This is a genomic window from uncultured Eubacterium sp. (genome assembly GCF_934525195.1).
In the GTDB taxonomy this organism is placed as follows: domain Bacteria; phylum Bacillota; class Clostridia; order Oscillospirales; family Acutalibacteraceae; genus Eubacterium_R.
Genome location: NZ_CAKSZA010000001.1, coordinates 406,432 through 424,881 on the forward strand (window position 1 = coordinate 406,432; position 18,450 = coordinate 424,881).

19 protein-coding genes are annotated in these 18,450 nt (G+C 34.4%); 16 read left to right on the top strand and 3 right to left on the bottom strand.

The genetic code is table 11. The features are described 5' to 3' along the window. Window positions 1–17: 17 nt before the first annotated feature. A complete protein-coding gene (locus tag Q0E03_RS01885) occupies window positions 18–329 on the top strand; it encodes a DUF3852 domain-containing protein (RefSeq protein ID WP_297128895.1) in 312 nt (103 codons plus the stop codon). A 45-nt stretch (window positions 330–374) separates the two neighbouring features. On the opposite strand, the gene Q0E03_RS01890 is transcribed toward Q0E03_RS01885, so the two are convergent. Continuing rightward, complete coding sequence (locus Q0E03_RS01890; protein WP_297128797.1) at window positions 375–1,013, bottom strand: hypothetical protein; 639 nt, start codon at window positions 1,011–1,013, stop codon at window positions 375–377. Between the two features lie 53 nt (window positions 1,014–1,066). Here Q0E03_RS01890 and Q0E03_RS01895 point away from each other — a divergent pair, with 53 nt between their 5' ends. From Q0E03_RS01895 to mobP3, 15 genes are all read left to right on the top strand, one after another. Beyond that, window positions 1,067–2,008 carry a conjugal transfer protein TrbL family protein gene (locus Q0E03_RS01895; protein WP_297128800.1) on the top strand — a complete coding sequence of 314 codons (942 nt, stop codon included), beginning with the start codon at window positions 1,067–1,069 and terminating at the stop codon, window positions 2,006–2,008. An 8-nt stretch (window positions 2,009–2,016) separates the two neighbouring features. Then, the gene (locus Q0E03_RS01900; RefSeq protein WP_297128803.1) at window positions 2,017–2,385 is read left to right on the top strand and encodes a hypothetical protein; all 369 of its coding nucleotides are present in this window, start codon (window positions 2,017–2,019) and stop codon (window positions 2,383–2,385) included. A 427-nt stretch (window positions 2,386–2,812) separates the two neighbouring features. Then, on the top strand, window positions 2,813–3,097 hold the full coding sequence (locus Q0E03_RS01905; protein WP_297128806.1) for a hypothetical protein: 285 nt from the start codon (window positions 2,813–2,815) through the stop codon (window positions 3,095–3,097). After that, on the top strand, window positions 3,090–3,689 hold the full coding sequence (locus Q0E03_RS01910; protein ID WP_297128809.1) for a hypothetical protein: 600 nt from the start codon (window positions 3,090–3,092) through the stop codon (window positions 3,687–3,689). Before Q0E03_RS01905 ends, Q0E03_RS01910 begins: the two co-directional genes overlap by 8 nt. Next, window positions 3,658–4,389 (top strand): class B sortase, encoded by a 732-nt coding sequence (gene srtB, locus Q0E03_RS01915; protein ID WP_297128812.1) that lies wholly within the window; start codon window positions 3,658–3,660, stop codon window positions 4,387–4,389. Before Q0E03_RS01910 ends, srtB begins: the two co-directional genes overlap by 32 nt. 66 nt (window positions 4,390–4,455) lie before the next feature. After that, complete coding sequence (locus Q0E03_RS01920; RefSeq protein WP_297128814.1) at window positions 4,456–5,694, top strand: HipA domain-containing protein; 1,239 nt, start codon at window positions 4,456–4,458, stop codon at window positions 5,692–5,694. Window positions 5,695–5,807: 113 nt separating this feature from the next. Continuing rightward, window positions 5,808–7,655 (top strand): VirB4 family type IV secretion system protein, encoded by a 1,848-nt coding sequence (locus tag Q0E03_RS01925; RefSeq protein WP_297128817.1) that lies wholly within the window; start codon window positions 5,808–5,810, stop codon window positions 7,653–7,655. A 182-nt stretch (window positions 7,656–7,837) separates the two neighbouring features. Continuing rightward, window positions 7,838–8,209 carry a hypothetical protein gene (locus Q0E03_RS01930; RefSeq protein WP_178062648.1) on the top strand — a complete coding sequence of 124 codons (372 nt, stop codon included), beginning with the start codon at window positions 7,838–7,840 and terminating at the stop codon, window positions 8,207–8,209. After that, entirely contained in the window at window positions 8,202–9,857 is a 1,656-nt protein-coding gene (locus Q0E03_RS01935; RefSeq protein ID WP_297128827.1) for an HD domain-containing protein, read from the top strand. The genes Q0E03_RS01930 and Q0E03_RS01935 overlap by 8 nt, the downstream gene beginning before the upstream one ends. A 93-nt stretch (window positions 9,858–9,950) precedes the next feature. After that, a complete protein-coding gene (locus tag Q0E03_RS01940) occupies window positions 9,951–10,982 on the top strand; it encodes a hypothetical protein (protein ID WP_297128830.1) in 1,032 nt (343 codons plus the stop codon). A gap of 72 nt (window positions 10,983–11,054) precedes the next feature. Beyond that, window positions 11,055–12,128 (top strand): pentapeptide repeat-containing protein, encoded by a 1,074-nt coding sequence (locus Q0E03_RS01945; protein ID WP_297128833.1) that lies wholly within the window; start codon window positions 11,055–11,057, stop codon window positions 12,126–12,128. A gap of 12 nt (window positions 12,129–12,140) precedes the next feature. Beyond that, a complete protein-coding gene (locus Q0E03_RS01950) occupies window positions 12,141–12,383 on the top strand; it encodes a DUF6103 family protein (RefSeq protein WP_297128836.1) in 243 nt (80 codons plus the stop codon). Next, complete coding sequence (locus tag Q0E03_RS01955; RefSeq protein ID WP_297128840.1) at window positions 12,376–12,654, top strand: hypothetical protein; 279 nt, start codon at window positions 12,376–12,378, stop codon at window positions 12,652–12,654. Before Q0E03_RS01950 ends, Q0E03_RS01955 begins: the two co-directional genes overlap by 8 nt. Before the next feature lie 398 nt (window positions 12,655–13,052). Beyond that, entirely contained in the window at window positions 13,053–13,481 is a 429-nt protein-coding gene (locus Q0E03_RS01960) for a hypothetical protein (RefSeq protein ID WP_297128844.1), read from the top strand. Window positions 13,482–13,483: 2 nt separating this feature from the next. Continuing rightward, a complete protein-coding gene (gene mobP3 / locus Q0E03_RS01965) occupies window positions 13,484–15,601 on the top strand; it encodes a MobP3 family relaxase (RefSeq protein ID WP_297128847.1) in 2,118 nt (705 codons plus the stop codon). A gap of 32 nt (window positions 15,602–15,633) precedes the next feature. On the opposite strand, the gene Q0E03_RS01970 is transcribed toward mobP3, so the two are convergent. Both Q0E03_RS01970 and Q0E03_RS01975 read right to left on the bottom strand, forming a co-directional pair. Beyond that, on the bottom strand, window positions 15,634–17,022 hold the full coding sequence (locus Q0E03_RS01970) for an ATP-binding protein (protein WP_297128851.1): 1,389 nt from the start codon (window positions 17,020–17,022) through the stop codon (window positions 15,634–15,636). 379 nt (window positions 17,023–17,401) lie between these two features. Beyond that, window positions 17,402–18,358: a DUF2806 domain-containing protein gene (locus tag Q0E03_RS01975; RefSeq protein WP_297128854.1), complete on the bottom strand. Its 957-nt coding sequence runs from the start codon at window positions 18,356–18,358 to the stop codon at window positions 17,402–17,404. Window positions 18,359–18,450: the final 92 nt, after the last annotated feature.

An 18,450-nucleotide genomic window follows, 5' to 3' on the forward strand; every position in this document is an offset into this window, starting at 1 on the left:
GCAAAAAGCAGTGGCTTATATTCGCCACTGCTCTTGTTTTAATTATTGCATTTTCTGCAACAACAGTTTATGCTGCCGGAGATGTGGCAAGTGCTATTGAAGGCACATGGAACACAGCAAAGTCGCAGATTAAAACTGTTGTGAATAATGTTGTATTCCCTGTTGTTGATATGGTGCTTGCTGTCCTTTTCTTTGTCAAAGTCGGTACAGCATATTTCGACTATAAGAAGCACGGACAATTTGAGTTTACAGCTCCGGCAATTCTTTTTGCGTGTCTTATTTTCACCCTTACGGCACCGTTGTATATCTGGGGTATTGTAGGAATGTAAGACAAAAGAGTCATCAAAAAACATCGATGATTCTTGATTGATAATCTATATTTTGTTTTGAGGAATTGAATTCTTTTTAAGTGTTTCGACTAATAAAACCATATCAACTGAAAAATCCTCATAGTATTTTGGATATGTTTTAGAAAAGCTCGTTTCTAATTTGTATTTTTCAGCCATTACAGTAATATTTTCGATATTACCATTTGGAGTTAATGCACAATAAATTTTAATAAGTTTCATAATCATATCTTCTACTTGTTTATGTAGGTAGTCCATTTCATTAAATATTTTGAAAATTATTTCTTGTGTTTGAGGCTCTCTGATAGAATATGAAAGTAGTTTAATATTTGTTGATAGAGTTTGAATATTATCAGGAACAGAAAGCAGTTTGGTCTGAATCTCTGTGAATTCAGAATCAGTTATTTCTTTAGGTGTGATTTTATTAATTATTGTATTTAAATAATTTGGATCGGTTATAGTTAATAGCAATGATGTTTTTTCAATAATCTGATCTGATAATTTTTCTTTTTGTGTAAACCTCATATTGTCTATGTTGTTGTTATATGAAATTTGAGTTGCTTTTTTAGATGAATATGCAGATGTGACTAATGCAATAATTGCAACACTTGCAGTGATTACACTGGGAATAATAGCTTTTAATAATTCAAAGGTAGTTTCTGTCATAATTCAATTCCTCTCTTTTTTGATAATTATAAACCAATTTATATTTAAATTCAATGGAGGTGATTTACATTTTTGATTGGCTCGGTGATATTGTATCAGGGTTCGGTGATGCAATAGGGAACGCCTTTGGAAGTATTTCGGACAAATTGATTGACGGAATACTCAACAGAATTATTCAATGGATATTTACAGTTATTTATGATGGTATTGCAGAATTCTTTACTATGATCAGCGGACTCGGTGTTGAAATATTTACTCTTGATTGGGTAAATGCAGTAGTAAAATTATTTTCTCTGTTCGGCTGGACTTTATTCGTTGTAGGTCTCGTGGTATCTGCATTTGACCTTGCTATTGAATATCAGAACGGCAGGGCAAGTATTCACGGAACTGCAATAAACTGGATTAAAGGATTTATGGCTGTATCGCTGTTTACTGTAACACCTATAGAACTATATAAATTCTGCGTTTCGTTGCAGAATACTCTGTCAGGTGATTTAACAAGAATATTTGCATCGCAGCAAGGAACAACGCTTGGTGAGGTTGCACTCAAAACATTGGAGTTTGCATTTTTCAAAGATGGTGTAATTGTTAAGGCAGGGCTGTTTGAACTTGCTGCAATTATTGCACTTGGATATTGTGTAGTAAAAATCTTTTTCGATAATATAAAACGAGGCGGAATACTGCTTATTCAGATTGCAGTCGGAAGCTTGTATATGTTCTCAATTCCGAGAGGTTACGGTGACGGATTCACACAGTGGATGAAACAGATCATTGCACTTTGTCTGACTGCATTTTTACAGACAACGCTGTTATTTTTAGGCTTATTAACATGGACAGACAATATGCTCCTTGCAATTGGTATTATGATGGCAGCATCTGAAGTGCCGAGAATAGCAGAACGCTTCGGTCTTGATACAAGTGTCAAGTTTAATATGATGAGTGCAGTCCATATGACTTCAACTGCTGTTAATCTTGTTAAGAGTGTTGCAAAGTAGGTGGAGATATGAGTGATTTTACTAAAGATGAAATTGTAATCGGTGATATGGAAATCAATGATGATTGCACAGGAGTATCATCATACATTGAAACATATTTTGATGTAGGCAAGAAATTCGGAACGAATATAAATGATGACTGTGATTCGTGGGTAAATTTCTATGCAGAATACTTTCCTGAAAGTGATGAACTCAAATGTGAATATTTCGTTGATACTCCGTATGACTGTAAATGCTATTCATATATTCCCACTGAAAATGAAAAAACACTCATAATTTCTCTAATGGAAGAATACTGCCAAAAGGAAGAAAATATGAGTATCAATGAATTTATTCAGAGTATGCAGAAATGCGAATCTATGGAAATGTCTATGTAAGTTACAAAAGACGTTGACAAAACAATATGATTAAAGTATAATATAAATGAACAAGGAGCTATCCGATAGACGGTTAGCCCCAAATGAAATTAGTTAATAAAGAAATTAACCGCTTAGTTTGGAGACCGGGCGGTTATTTCTTTATTATAAGAACAATTGCTAAAATAAGTACGAGAGTAATTATTGTTGCGTATTCCATAATATCGCCCTCCTCAGATAAATCTCAAGAGGGTTAAAAGAATCTACCCTCTTGGAAAAAAGAGGGACTAACCGCCTATATGTCTATGATAGCTCCATGCCGGATTAGAGTGCTATGCACAATTCCTGCCAACATTATACTCTATATACAACCATATTTCAACAAATATTTTAACTTTAAGCTCATCATCAGATGGGCTTTTTTAATGCCTAAAATTAAGGAGAATCAATGAACAAACAATATATTTATCCGCAGAATATGAGAGCATCTGCTACTCTATGGCTCTGGAGTCTTAAAGACTTTGCCGTAATTGTAGTCGGTGCTCTTTTTTCTGCAATGGTGCTTGCCACCACAAGAATATTAATTCCTGCGGTGCTTACTGCTGCCTTTGCATTTTTAAGCATCCGCAGTGATGAAACAACAATACTTGATTTCATTAAATATGCAGTCAGGTATTTCATATCAACTCAGCAAGTATATTATTGGAAATTAAGAGGTGATAAATTTGATTAACTTATTTAAGCGAAAAAAGGACAAAAACAGTGTTCAGGAATTTATCGGTATTGAAACATTTACCAAGCGAGGTCTTAAAACCAAATACGGCGAACTTGTATTTTTTCAGATAAGTCCCACAAACATATCCGTTTTATCGAATGAAAATATCCAAACTAAGATATGGCATTTAATGCAAGTGATATCTGCATATCCCGATATTGAAATAACCTGCCTTGACTCGTGCGAACGGTTTGACGATAACAAAACCTTTATGGTTGATAGAAAAAATAAAGAATGCAACCTAAGTGTTAAGGATTGCTTATCAAAAGATATTGATTATCTTGATAATATTCAGATTGAAATGTCAACAGCAAGACAGTTTATGTTTTCTGTTCGCTTTAAAAAGGAAAAAGATGAGCAGATATTCAGTCAGATCAACAAGGTTGAAAAGGCTATTGCAGAACAGGGATTTGAGGTTAAGCGAATGAAAAAGGAAGATATTAAACGATTTCTCGCTATATATTTCGATGCATCAATGCAGGGTGAGCTGATACCCGACATAGACGGAGGTGACTGCATTGAAGAAGATATCAAAAAAACGGTGGCTTAACTTTATGATTACAATTTGCTTTATAATTTTTGCCATTGTACTCTGCTATCTCATTTATAATTTTAATGTTGATACACAGGATCAAAAACAGTTTGATGATATGGCACAGACAATTACTGTTGATAAGGATAATGAAACAGATAACAACGATAATGGCATTGAATCTCTCATTGCAGAAAACTATGACTGTCTCGGCTGGTTAAGAATCAGCGGAACAAATATTGATTACCCTGTAATGCAGACAAAGGATAATCCACAGTATTATCTGCGCCGTGATTTTAACAAGCAGTATTCATATATGGGTACACCCTTTATGGATTCAAGATGTGATATAAACTATGATAACAATCTTATCGTTTACGGACACAATATGAAAGACGGCAAGATGTTTGCCGATCTTTTGGAATACGGAAATAAGGAATACTGCAATGAGCATAGAATAATTAACTTTATCACCTCAAGCGGAATTCAGGAATACAAAGTTATTGCAATCTGCAATGTTAAGCCCGATGACGAATGGTACAGTTACACTTGTCAGAAAAATAAAGACTCATTCAACAATTTAATATCCCATATCAAAGAAAAATCCTTATACAAAATTGATGAATCAATTGAGTATGGGGATGATTTTTTAACCCTTTCCACTTGCGAATATTCACAGAAAGACGGAAGGCTGATTGTTATAGCTGTAAGGATTTAATTATGTTGATTTTATCAGAAAGAGTGTGTATAATAAATGAAAGAGTATATACAGGAGAAAAACACCATGGAATATGTTTTGATGCATAAAAATATTCCTGTTACCGAGCTTGAAATAGATTCGATTACGGGATATATTCTTAAAGTAAATAATACCGAAAATCCAAAACATCTTCCTATGGGTATTGGATTTACAAAAAATACTGTTGACAGGGCGGCACTTAATGAGTGGTGGCGCGACCGTTCAATTCCTGCAAGCCGTTCAGGTATAAATAAAGCACTTGATATTCTTGAACTTCCCTCAACACAGGCGCTTTTAACAAAGTGCTATGGTTTGAGCCTTTCAGATCAGTATTGGCTAAAACCTAAGGGCGGTGATATATCGTGGGAAAATATAAACTTTTTTGATAATCCTTTTTCCGAAGATATAGGTGATGTATTGATCGGTAAGGTAAAGCACAGCGGTGTGTTTGATTTTAATTCGCCTGATAATACTTCTGATGGTTGTCTAAAAAAAAGATGGAAAATTATAAATTCCAAAAGATGTCTTGTTAAGGGCGGAAGCAATCCTTTTATGCAGCAGCCTTTTAATGAGGTTATTGCCTCAAAATTAATGAACAGATTAAATATACCGCATATTGAATATTCATTGATATGGGATGATAATCTTCCATACAGTGTATGTGAAGATTTTATTGATAGAGATACCGAGCTTGTCAGCGCGTGGCGCGTAATGCAGTCTTTAAAAAAAGACAATAACATATCCGTCTATCAGCATTATATTAACTGCTGTGAAAGTCTCGGAATAAAAAATATCACCGATGATATTGACAAAATGATAGTTGTTGATTTTTTGATTGCAAATGAGGACAGACACCAAAACAATTTCGGTTTAATTCGCAATGCCGAAACATTGGAATGGATAGGTACTGCACCGATATTTGATAGCGGATCATCTTTTGGTTATGATAAACTTGCTGCACAGATAAGTAACGAGAAACTCTTATCCTGCAAACCATTTAAGAAATCACACAAAGAACAGCTGAAATTAGTTAAATCATTTGACTGGATTTCTTTTGACAACCTTAATGGCTTTTCAGAAGAAATCGGAGAAATTCTTTCAAATTCAGGTGATTATGCTGATAAAAACCGTACAAATGCTATTGTCAAAACTTTTGAAAAAAGGCTTGAATATTTGCAGGCTTTAGCCATCAATCATTCTCAGAATAATATTATTGACGATTTGGGTGCAGATGTCGAGGAAGATATTGCGGAAGATTATACAAACTCAATAAATATGTGTTAAGGACTGTTTTAACAGTCCTTAATTTTTATCCTATTAAATAGTTGTTTTGCGGCAGAAGGCAAAACAATTACAATATGGGATTATTGCCTTCTGTCGCAAAGACAGGAGGTAACATGAAATTTAAAAAGAAAAAGCAGATTGAACTGACAGAAGAACAAAAAGAAGAAATCAGAATCAAAGATTTCTTTGACCGTATTCTGCCGTCAACAATAAAGTTTTTAACCGACCATTATATTGTCGGTGATTCTTATCGCTATGTATGGGCAATTAAGGAATATCCGCCTACAACCGAAGAACTCGCATTGTTTTCACAGCTTGCAGACAGAAACAATGTAACTGTGCGTCTTTATTCAAGGCTTGTTGATGCGCTTGAACAGAGAAAAATCATACAGAATGCAACGAGAAAAAACAAACTCAGCACAGGCAGTAACGATGCAATAGAAAACATTACTGCCGAAGGCAACCTTCAGGATGTAGTCACTCTCATTGCAGAACTGAGAAAAAACAAAGAACCTCTGCTCCATTGTGCTGTATATCTTGAACTGAAAGCAGAATCTATGCCGAAACTCCGTGAACTGCAATCCGATATTATTATGGAACTAACTCGTTCAAAGATGTCGGTTGACAGATTAACGCTCAGGCAAAAGGAAGGCTTTTTATCTGTTCTGCCGTGCGGAGCGAATATATTTAAGGAACAGTTTGAGCGTGTGCTACCTGCAAGCTCTGTTGCAAATTTATATCCTTTCAACTATTCAGGCAAAACCGATCCGAAAGGCTTTTTTATCGGTAGAGATAAATACGGCACGAACATTCTTGTTGACTTTGACAGACGAGCAGATGATAAGACAAATGCAAACTGTTTAATACTCGGCAATTCAGGACAGGGCAAGTCATTTCTTATGAAGTTGATCCTTACAAATCTGCGTGAATCAGGCAAGAGAATAATCAGTTTGGATCCTGAAGCCGAATATGAGCCATTAACAAAGGCTCTCGGTGGATGCTATATTGACTTTATGTCAGGTGAATATATCATCAATCCTTTAGAGCCTAAGTCCTTTGGTGACAATGATAAAGATAGTTCAAGCAATGATGAATCTGTACCGTTAGCATTCCGCAGAGTAACAAGATTAAGTCAGCATATTGCATATCTTAAAGACTTTTTCAGAGCATACAAGGAATTCAATGATGAACAGCTTGATACCCTTGAAATCATTCTCACCAAGTTATACAAGAACTTCGGCATAACCGACTATACAGATTATGACAAACTGAGCAAAACAGACTATCCGATTATGTCAGACCTTTATGAATTGCTTGAAAAAGAATACAAGGACTATCAACATAATCAGAAGAATATTTACAGAGAAAAAACCTTGCAGGAATTATGCCTTGGTTTGCATTCAATGTGTATCGGAACTGAGTCAAAATATTTCAACGGACACACGAATATCGTTGATGACAAATTCCTTTGCTTTGGTGTTAAAGGACTTATGGATACCAACCGCAGACTCAAGGATGCAATGCTTTTCAATGTACTCTCATATATGACAAATGAACTGCTCGGTAAGGGTGACACTGTTGCAGCCATTGATGAATTATATTTGTTCTTAACTAATATGACTGCGATTGAATATATCCGAAACGCATCCAAGCGTGTTCGTAAAAAGGACAGTTCGGTTATCCTTGCAAGTCAGAATATTGAGGACTTTATGCTTGACGGAATCAGAGAGTACACAAAGCCGTTATTCTCAATCCCGACACATCAGTTTTTATTCAATGCAGGCAACATTGAACCAAAGGTGTATATTGACACCATGCAGCTTGAGCCATCAGAATTTGAACTCATCAAGTATCCCGAAAGAGGTACTTGCCTGTATCGTTGCGGTAACGAACGCTATCTGCTCCAGGTTATTGCTCCCGAATTTAAGCAGAAGATGTTTGGTAAAGCCGGCGGAAGATAAAGCAATAAAAATATGCCATACTCTATATATAAAATAAAAACAATTGCTGAGATAGTTATAAATTAAAATATTGTACATTTTATAAAAAATATTTTAAAATATAAATAAAATTTTAAAAAATGATGTAGAAACAATTATTAAATTGTGTTATAATTCATATAATATATTAAAGAGGTGAAAAAATGGGGTTTTATATTGGTATAGAAGATTTAGCTGCAAATGCTTTAATTGAGTGCCTTTTAAAAACTGAAAATGCTAGATTTGTAACATACAAGCAATTAGAGGAATACGGTTCAGAAGTTATTCGCTTTTTAAACAACAAGGGAGAAAACGCAATTCTTATTCTTTCAAGGGAACGTACCAATGACATGTTCAGAAATTATTCTGATTTTTTTGAAGAAGAAAGCACAGAAAAAGGATTAGGAATAAAACTTAAAGAAGGAAAAAGTTGCAATGACCTTATAGAAAAGTTTCGGGGATATTTAGCATGGGATGTTTTGTTGGCCTTTGTAAATGAACAAACCGTAGCTAAATTGGATTGTGCTGATGCCTAAAGAAACAAAAAAATTTAAAGATCCAATTTATGGATATATTGAAATAAAAACCGCTTATGTAGAACATATTATTGACAGTCCAGAGTTTCAAAGACTTAGAAGAGTTGTTCAAACTAGTTACTCGCCTTTATATTCGTCTTCTGTTCACAATAGATTTATCCATTCTCTAGGTGTATACCATTTAGGCGAAATGGCAATTAACAATATTATCAATAATTTGAATAATAATATCGAAACATTAATCGGTATATCTGCAAATGATTTGAAAGAAGTCTTTTTGTTGGCGTGTTTATTGCACGATGTTGGACATGCTCCATTTTCACATACGGGAGAAAAATTTTATTTAACTAAAGATGAAAAATATACTGATTTACACAGTAAATTGGTAGATAGTATTGGCGATAATGCGATTGAAGAAGATATTCCTGAGGATAGTAAAGCAGCAGCGCCACACGAAATAATGAGCGCAATAGTTGCACTTAACAAATTCGGACAATATTTTGATAGCGAGTTAAAAAAAGAACTTTTTGCCCGTTGTATAACAGGATATAAATATAAAATTAAAACGGATGTTGAAAATAGTATAATAGATCCTGACAGTGACAAAAAAAGTTTTTTTAATTGTATAATTTCTTGTCTTAACTCAAAGGTTATAGATGTTGATAGATTAGACTATTTAATTAGAGATGCTTATTTTTCTGGATTTGAAACAATAAATATAGATTATATTCGCTTGTTAAGTTCTTTGATAGTAAAGTACGATGATAATGAATATGGTTATAAATTATGTTATTTGAAAAATGCAATAAGTATTATCGAGAATGTAGTTTATGCTCACGATTCTGAAAGAAAATGGATACAAACACACCCTATAGTATTGTATGATATGTATCTATTGCAACATATTATTGGAGATATAAATAAAGAATATTCAAAAGAAGATTATCAGCTGTTTTCTTATGAGTCGTTATCCGTTGAAGGTGTTGAACTTGCTAAAAATACACATGTTTCATTATTATCAGATGACGACATTATGTATTTTTTGAAAAATATGAATGATAATCGGTTTTGTAAAGAGTATTTTTTTAGAAGTGATAGACCTCATACTTTGTGGAAGTCCGAGGCTGAATTTAAAGCATATATATGCGTTAGATTTGGAAAAGGTAGCACATATGATCAATTGTTAGAAGCATTAGACAATACTGCTACATATATTGAGAAAAATTTCGTGTCTGGAGTCATTAATGAAAATTTAATACAACAAATTAACGAAGAATTAAATAATATTGAAACTGATAATACAATTAAAAATCAAGCTTCTAAAAGCCAACAAATAAAGGTTAAAAAATCAATATTAAAAGTGTTAAATTGTTTGAAAAAATTTGCAGATGAAAACAACTCGGAATTTGATTTTATTCTCTTAAGAGCAAACCAATTTTATAGTGGATTTAATAAAATGGATTTTGAAAAAATCAAAATTTTGTTTCCAGAATCAAATGATTTATACAATTTTGGCGATGTTGTGACAACACTCGGTAGCGAAAAAGACAATGATAAATTTTTTTATATGTACTATAGAGAAAAAAGTGGAGGTTCGATAAATAGAATTGATTTGTGCAAAGCACTATATACAAGTTTTTTGAGTTGATACTTTAATCCAATATAAATTAAAATAAAGTTTATTATGCATAACAGATTTCAACAACCTGTTATGCATTTTTTTGTAAAGAAGGTGATATTTATGAGCGCAGAAGTTGCTGCTGCAAAAGCAGTTGTTGTTGTCGCATCGGATAAGCGTGGCAGAGCTGTAATCGCAACAATTCTTTGTTCAATAATTATGCTGTTTTTTCTGCCTTTGATTGTGTATATGGGTGTTATGAGCAGTCTTGAAGAAGTTAAGATTGACAATGTACAGGCTCAGCAGATGATTGTGCAGAATATGTCAGCAGAAGAAAAAGCAAAGTTACAGCACATTGAGAATGTAATGACCGGTATATCAAAAGAATGCACAAAGCGAAAACTAAAAAGCATTGTAGGTAAAACGGCACAGGCGGTTTACGCTTGTGCCTTTTATGATGTCGAGAAGACTGATAATGATTTCATTTCAAAACTTGTTGATTGCTTTGAACAGGCAAAGGACGATGACGAACTACTTAATATGTTGAATTCCACTTTCGGTACGAATATATCAGCCGAGGATTTCAGTTACTTAATGTCTGTAATTTCAAATACCGTTATCGATATTGATTTGAGTAACACAGATAAGAATAATCTTGATTTAGTTAAATGGGCACAAATGGCTTATGACAATAAATGGGGTTATGTTTGGGGTTCACACGGAAATGTTTTAACTTCAAGTGAGTTTAAACGACTTAAAAAGGTTTTCGGTGCTAATGTTACAGATAAAGAGGATTATATAAAGTCACATTGGCTCGGCAGAAGAACATCGGATTGTGTTGGCTTAATTAAAGGCTACGGCTGGTATAATGAAGAATCAGGAACTATTAAATACGGAACGAACGGAATGGCAGATGTTACTGCAGACGGAATGTTTTCGGCAGCAACAGAAAAAGGACCAATCAACACAATGCCCGATATTCCCGGTCTTGCCGTATGGCATCAGGGACACATCGGTGTGTATATAGGAAATGGATATGTAATCCATGCGGCCAACACCTATGACGGAGTTATCAAAACACCGATAACCTCAAGCGGCTGGACTCACTGGCTCAAAGTTCCGTATATCAACTATATTGAAGAAACAGATGAATAAAATCAAACAAACCGATAACGGCAGCCACAAGAAATCGAGTGGCTGCCAAATTTTATTTGCGGAGGTGTGAAAATGAAAATACGAGCAAATATGCATTTTAAGGATGAATATACTTGTGATGAAGAATGCATTGTTGAAAGAGCAGTAACAATCAGTCCTGCCGAATTTGATTATATATGCAAACACTTGCTTGAGGACAATAGTTATATTGCAGATAATCTTGATGCAATGTACTATGACGGAAACAAACTGCATTGTTTGCTGTTAATAAATGATACCACAGGTAACGGACTTCTTATCAACAGCGAAGGTAGTGAATATGCAAGGTATCATTCGTATATCCCGAATGCTCGGCAGATTGTTATTCTTAATAAATATCCCGTGCTGAATAACTTTATTGAACGAATGTCAGATGTTGCTGATGATATACTTGCAAAAGCAACTGCCGAACTGAGTGAAGATAATGACGAGTACGAGGTTGATGTTGAAAGATACAATAAACCGGGTGAGCCTGTTATAAACGCAGCCTTGCTTGACGATATGCTTATGGAAAGCGGAATGGTTGAGGACTCAATATTACACGAAGGCTGTATTGAATTAAAACTCAATCGGCAGATACCCGATACTTCATACCGAAAGTGCTATAACGCAAATGATTCTACTGAAATAGAAATCATTTGTGCAAAACAAGCATTATGGATTTACGATGAAAGAGGCGGAGAGCGTGCCGACTTTTCAAATTGCCTGCTTGAAAATGTTGATTTATCAAACTGCAATTTATGTGCTGCTGATTTCAGCGGAGCAACATTGATTAACTGTAATCTTGATGACGCGTCAATGTGCGATGCAGATTTCAAGAATGCAAAAATCAGTAATTGCAGTTTCAAACATCATACAGCTGAAAATGCTGATTTCAAATGTGCAGTTTTTGAAAACTGCAACTGCAACGGTGCTTACTTCGGTGCTTCAAATTTTACCAATGCACAGTTGAATTCTGTGTCGGTTATGAATGCTGACTTCGGACATTGCTGTATGCAGGCTATTCAAACCAAAAGTACAAATCTTTCTCAGGCAAATACTCAAGGTGTAATGTATGATGAATTGGAATGGATTGATGAAAGCGAAGGACACGCAATTTCTATGTAAAGGAGAATGCTAATGAAAAAAGTAAATATTACTATTCAGTATGACGAAAGCAAGGCTGAGCCTATTCGGAAATATATGAACAAGAAAGGTTTATCACTTGAAGATGAACTTGTAAAAATTCTTGATTCATACTACAACAAATATGTTCCTGCTCAGGTTCGTGAATATTTTGAAATGTGTGCCGAGGATTATAAGTCCCCGGCATTATCTGTTCCAAGAAAAACAAATCAGAAGGCGGTTGATAAAAATGAGTAATGATGGTGTAGATTTTTCAAAAGCAAAACTGCTTGCAGACGGGTGGCAGTGGAAAATGTATGCTGACGGTTCAGGCCATCTTGAAAATGCTGACGGTAAATCCTATTTCGGTTTTGATTTGCAGACAGGAGAATACAAGGACTTAAATGATAAGTGGCAGTTTATGATTGAATACCCCGATCATACTCCATATGAAAAATTCAAGGTTGAAATGGAACTTGATTGGGGGGGAATGATGTTTCATCTGAAGTTTACAATGTTTATGATTTAATCTGTATGGAGCAAGGAGAAAGCAAAGGTCAGGAAATGCAAATGTAAGCCGACATCGCACCGCTGTTCGCCCCTGTGTCGCATTTTTATATCAATACTGGGAAAGTAATCCCAAACAGTTAAAATCGACCTTGTGAGGGATTGTTGATAAGGGCATAGTGTATCAAATATCAAGGTCGATTTTTAAGCAGGAGAAAGACTCGGTGCCTATGAAGGCTCCGAGTCGCTTCACTTCGCACGGCAACGCCGAGCGTTAGGCAGTCTTTGGAATTTTGATGACAGGTGCTTAATTTAAGGCATAGGTTCCTATGGCGTGTGCCGAAAGCAAAGAAAAACCACTTGTTACCACACTTTTGAAAGGTGATGGTGATAGGCGCTTAAAGAAAAATGGAGGTAAATATGGCAGAAACAGAAGAAAACAAAAAAGAATTAAAAAGGCGTTTCCAATTGTGGATACGACCTTCAGTATTAGACTTAGCACAGCAGTTCTATAAAATGGATAACTGTGAAAGCCGAAGTGAATTTATTGAAAAAGCAATTATTTTCTATGCCGGATACCTATCATCAAATAAAAATGATGAATATCTTCCGAATATAATCACATCATCCTTGAAAAGTATTGTGAAAGAAAGTGATAATCGTATGAGCCGTGCAATATTCAAAATCGCAGTTGAACTTGCAATCACAATGAATCTTATCGCCTCCTCTCAGGATGTGGACAAGATTACTCTTGACAGACTGCGTGGAGAATGTATCAAAGAAGTCAAAAGACTCAACGGTACTTTTTCATTTGATGATGCATACTATTGGCAAAAAGGCAATGAATAAGAATGGCAAAGCTCGTCACAAAGTTCAAATATCTTAAGCCCGGAAGTAACTCCGCAGGAAAATATTTGAAATATATTGCTACCCGTGAAGGAGTAGAAATGATTGATAATTCTAAAAAATATGCTCCTGCAACAGTGAAACAAAAACAATTTATTGAAAAAATGCTGCTTGACTTTCCCGATGCAACTGAGTCATTAGAGTATGCAGATTACATTGCAAAGCCTAACCGAATCAATGCATCGGAACTCATTTCTCGTACTATTGAAAACAACATTGATGTCATATCAGACTCTAAAACTTATGCAGACTATATTGCTACACGACCTCGTACACAGAAATTCGGCTCACACGGACTATTTACTGACGATGGTGTTGCAATTAATCTGTCAAAGGTTTCTGAAGAACTGAATAATCATAACGGAAATGTATGGACAATGATTGTTTCCCTTCATCGTGAAGATGCAGAACGACTCGGATTCAACAGAGGTGAAAGATGGAGAGATATGCTGCGAACACAAGTGGAACAGCTCTCAACTAATCTAAAGATACCGATGAAAAATCTTCGTTGGTACGCTGCCTTTCACAATGAATCACATCATCCACACATACACCTGATTGCTTATTCTGTTGTAGAAAACGAAGGTTACCTGACAAAGCAAGGGATTGAACGAATGAGGTCTTCCCTTGCCTCCGATATTTTTCAGCAGGATTTAATTTCAGTTTATGAAAAACAGACAGAGCATCGCAGAGAAATCAAAGAGAGCAGTAAGGACATTATGGATAAAATTATTTCTGAAATCAATTCAGGAGTATATGACAATCCCCTGCTTGAAGAAAAACTGTTACAGCTTTCAAAAAGATTATCAAGAACATCAGGCAAAAAGGTGTACGGTTATCTCAAGTCAGATGTCAAATCTTTGATTGATTCAATAGTGGATTTAATTGCAGATGATGAAAGAGTATCCAAACTTTATGATTTATGGTACGAGAATAAGCTCAATATCATTCGAACCTATACAGATGAAATGCCTGATAAAATTCCTTTATCACAGAACAAGGAATTTAAATCCATTAAAAATATGGTGATTACTCAGGCAATGAATATTTTTGCAGAAAAAGATGCATTCGATGATAATGATGGAAATATTGAAAAAGAATTTGAACAGTCGGAAGAATCTGATAATGAACAATTCGAGTTTACAAATAATTCTATTGAGGATTTATATGAGCAAGCTAAAAATAATAATTCGTATGTGCAATATATGCTTGGAAAGAAGTATCTTAAGGGCGATGGTGTAAAGCAAGATGGAGAATATGGTGTGAGATGGCTGTTCAGAGCAATAAAGCAGAATAACAATTACGCACAATATCTGTTAGGAAAAGCAATACTCAAAGGTGAATATTTACCTATGGATAATAATTTACCTCTTGATATTGACAGCGCAGTAGAACTGCTTTTGAAATCATCAGATCAAGGAAATGAGCTTGCCTCCTATACATTAGGTAAGGCATTCGTAGAGGGTGATTTATTGCCACAGGATATCAGTGCAGGATTTGAATTGTTATTGAAAGCATCAGAAAAAAATTGCGTTCCTGCATGGTATTATCTCGGCAAGATGTTTTACAAAGGAATCGGTGTTATCAAAGATATTGATACAGCCATTTATTATTTTGAAAAATCAGTTAAAGTGAACAACACCTATGCTGCGTATAGCTTAGGCAAGATTTACTCAAGTGAGGATGAGTATATTGATATGAACAAAGCAATTTATTATTTCAGAACTGCAGCAAATGATAATAACGCTTTTGCTGAATATCAGCTCAGCAAGATATATCTTTATGGCAATGGTGTTGAAAAGGACTATGATATTGCAATGCACTATCTCCATTTATCTGCAAAACACGGCAATCAATATGCCGAACAGTTATTATACAGTATTCAAAAGCAAAAGAACATTATGGCTGCAATGAGTTCGCTGAGATTGCTTCAACACATTTCTAATTTGATTCGCAGAAAGAATCAGGAACAGAATAAAAGAAAAATTGGTCAGGTTGACCATAAAATGCAACAGAAGATTAATGAGAAAAAACAAGCTCACGGCTTGAAACCGAGTATGTAAAAAGCCTACAGAAATCAATCTGTAGGCTTAATTTATGCTTTGATATATTTTTGATTTTTGCTTGTAGGTTTATCAGGAATTGTTAATTTGAGTTTACCAGTTTCAACAAGTGGCTTAAGATATTTGCGTGTAAAATATGTCAGGTTGTTATAACCTAAATGTTCACATATTTCTTTTTTCGTTCTTTCAGAAGAACAAAATTGGAGAATTTTATACGCTACATCTTGATCACTATCTTGGTCACTATCTTGGTCACTATCTTGGTCACTAAGGTAATTCACATTTTTAATTATAACAGTAAATGATGTCGGTGTAGAATAAAATTCAGGTTTTAAACTATCATTATATCCTGGTAACTTTGATGTTTCGTTTATTATTTTCATCAAGCCACTGCCTCTGCGTTCCATATACTTCATGCGATGGAACAAATCAGCAATAATAGGATTTCTTCTATCTGATTTGATATGAGATATATCTTGATCCTGAATATTAACTCCGCCAAACATTCCACCAGGCGAGGTAATCTCCAATCTGTCATCAAACATATCAATGTGGACTTCACTGCCCATAGCCAAGTAATCTCTGTGAATTAAAGCATTTACCAATGCCTCAGTAATTGCCCGTTCAGCATAATCAGGTTTATCAATTCTTTCAGTAGCTTCTTTTACAAAACGAACCTTTGAATTATTCTTTATAAAATCATTTGTATTTTGCAATAAGTAAATCAGGTTGCCTTCAAATTCTTTATCATCAAGGGCATCATCAAATACTGATCCTTTTTCTAAGCCATTCCATCTTGTGCAAAATACTCTTGAATTATATACAATATGCTGATCTGTAAGCAGTGAGCCTGCACGAGTTAAGAAATTATCATCGGTTACAAGACCAAAAGATTCATAATCCTTTGACTCAAAATGCAGTTTAGTTTTTTGCAGATATGTTGCTTCGAGTAAAGTGAAGCTATAATCATTTTTTGCAAATTGTGTTGGGATTGCATCATAGGTCTGATTTGTTCCACGCAAAATCAACTCGTTAAGGATATGTTCAGGGGCAGGAACACTTTCATTACCAAGCCTTATAAATGCTTGCTTTTGTCCATCTGCTGAATAGTAATATGGTGTAGAACGCCCCGGTTTAATTACAAGTGTAAGATATCCTTTGCCATTTTCTTCATATGGAGTCAAAATTATATTTGGCATAGGTGAAATTTTGCTTTTAATGAGCTCACTGATTTTTTCTGCACAAAATTGAATATCATCAAGTCCTACGATAGTTGTTTCATCAGCTACACCAAAAAACAAAGTGCCCCCAATTCCATTAGCAAAAGCACTTACACTTTTTAGCCAGCTCTTAGGCTTTTTTATTTCAAGATTTTCTTTAAAGTCACATTCAGTTGCCTCTGCAATTAACTTAAAAAGCACAATTTCACATCCTTAATTCATATTATCTGTATTATATCATTTGATATGCAATATTTCAACTTAATATCACCCATGAAAAATGAAAGCAGGCAATTAAGCCTGCTTTTTTAGTGGTGAGAGTCAGAGGGATTGAACCTCTAAGCGCTGTTACCTTATTTTATCGTGTAATAGTTAATTATGTTCATTATGTCTGCTACAACTCTCACATACGCCCGTAGAACTCACCAAACAAATCATCGCAATAATCAATCTCATTATATCCCCTCCAGTAAAACTGATGCCGAATTCGAATCCATTTTTGAATTTTTTTGAGATAGTTATAGAGAAGCCCATAATTATTCCAATTACACTGATTAAGGACTATGTTATTTTGTTTTTATTAAACTAACAAATCATCAGAATATGGCTCTTCATCATCACCAGTTAAGTAATGAGCCGTAATTGTTAGCTTTGGATACTGCTTTTTTAGTTCTTTGAAACAGGAAATTGCATATTCATTGTCACTTGAAAAATCATTACTCTGACGGACAATATTGAATAATTCTATTCCACATGTTGTAAGAAAATAAGCATCAATAGACATTGTCACATCGTCATCAGGATTAGCCATAATAAATGAAACTATATTTTGATTATATACTGATAAAACTCTTTCTGATTGAAAGCCTGTTGCTAAAGAATTATCAATAGATAATAAACCACATTCAATTAAAGGAATAATATGAGTTGAATATTTATATCCTCTTTTTGTTATTATTTCTTTGCTTAACTTATTTGTATTATCAAGTTCACTAAAACCGTTAGAGTATATGAAATAGCAATCTCCGCTTATTAATATGTATCTGCAAAAATCATTAAATAATTTTGCCTCTTTTTGAGTCATATTTCTGACAATATCTAATGTTCTAAGAGAGAAGTTACCCGGATTTTTAACCTCTCCAGCTAAAACTTTACCCCAAAGCTTTTGTAATTCTTCATTGCTTATATTTCCAACTGCATCAAAAAATCTCATGAGCCAGTCAAAATCAATGGGCTCTTCGCAAAAAACGTCATCGCCATCCATATCTTCAGCAGCAAAGTTGGCAGCATTAATGAAATTTTTTAATTTAGTTATTTCATACAAAGTAAATGTTTGATTTTCTAAAAAGCCTTGTTCTTGCTGTTTTCTATACATTTCAACATCCACTTCTGCCTTACCCTTTTTAAATGTTAAGGTAGGAAGATATAACGCTTTAACAACATTACCGACAGATTCAATAAGTTTAACTACTACCGGTGATGCAGCAATTATAGGTAAATTTGTGTTAATTAATTCAATAATTTGATTTTGATCCATATTGTCTCCTTATTATTTAATTTAATAATCGTTATGATTATACCACTGATATATTAAAGACTCAACAAAGGATAATATTCAATTATCAAATA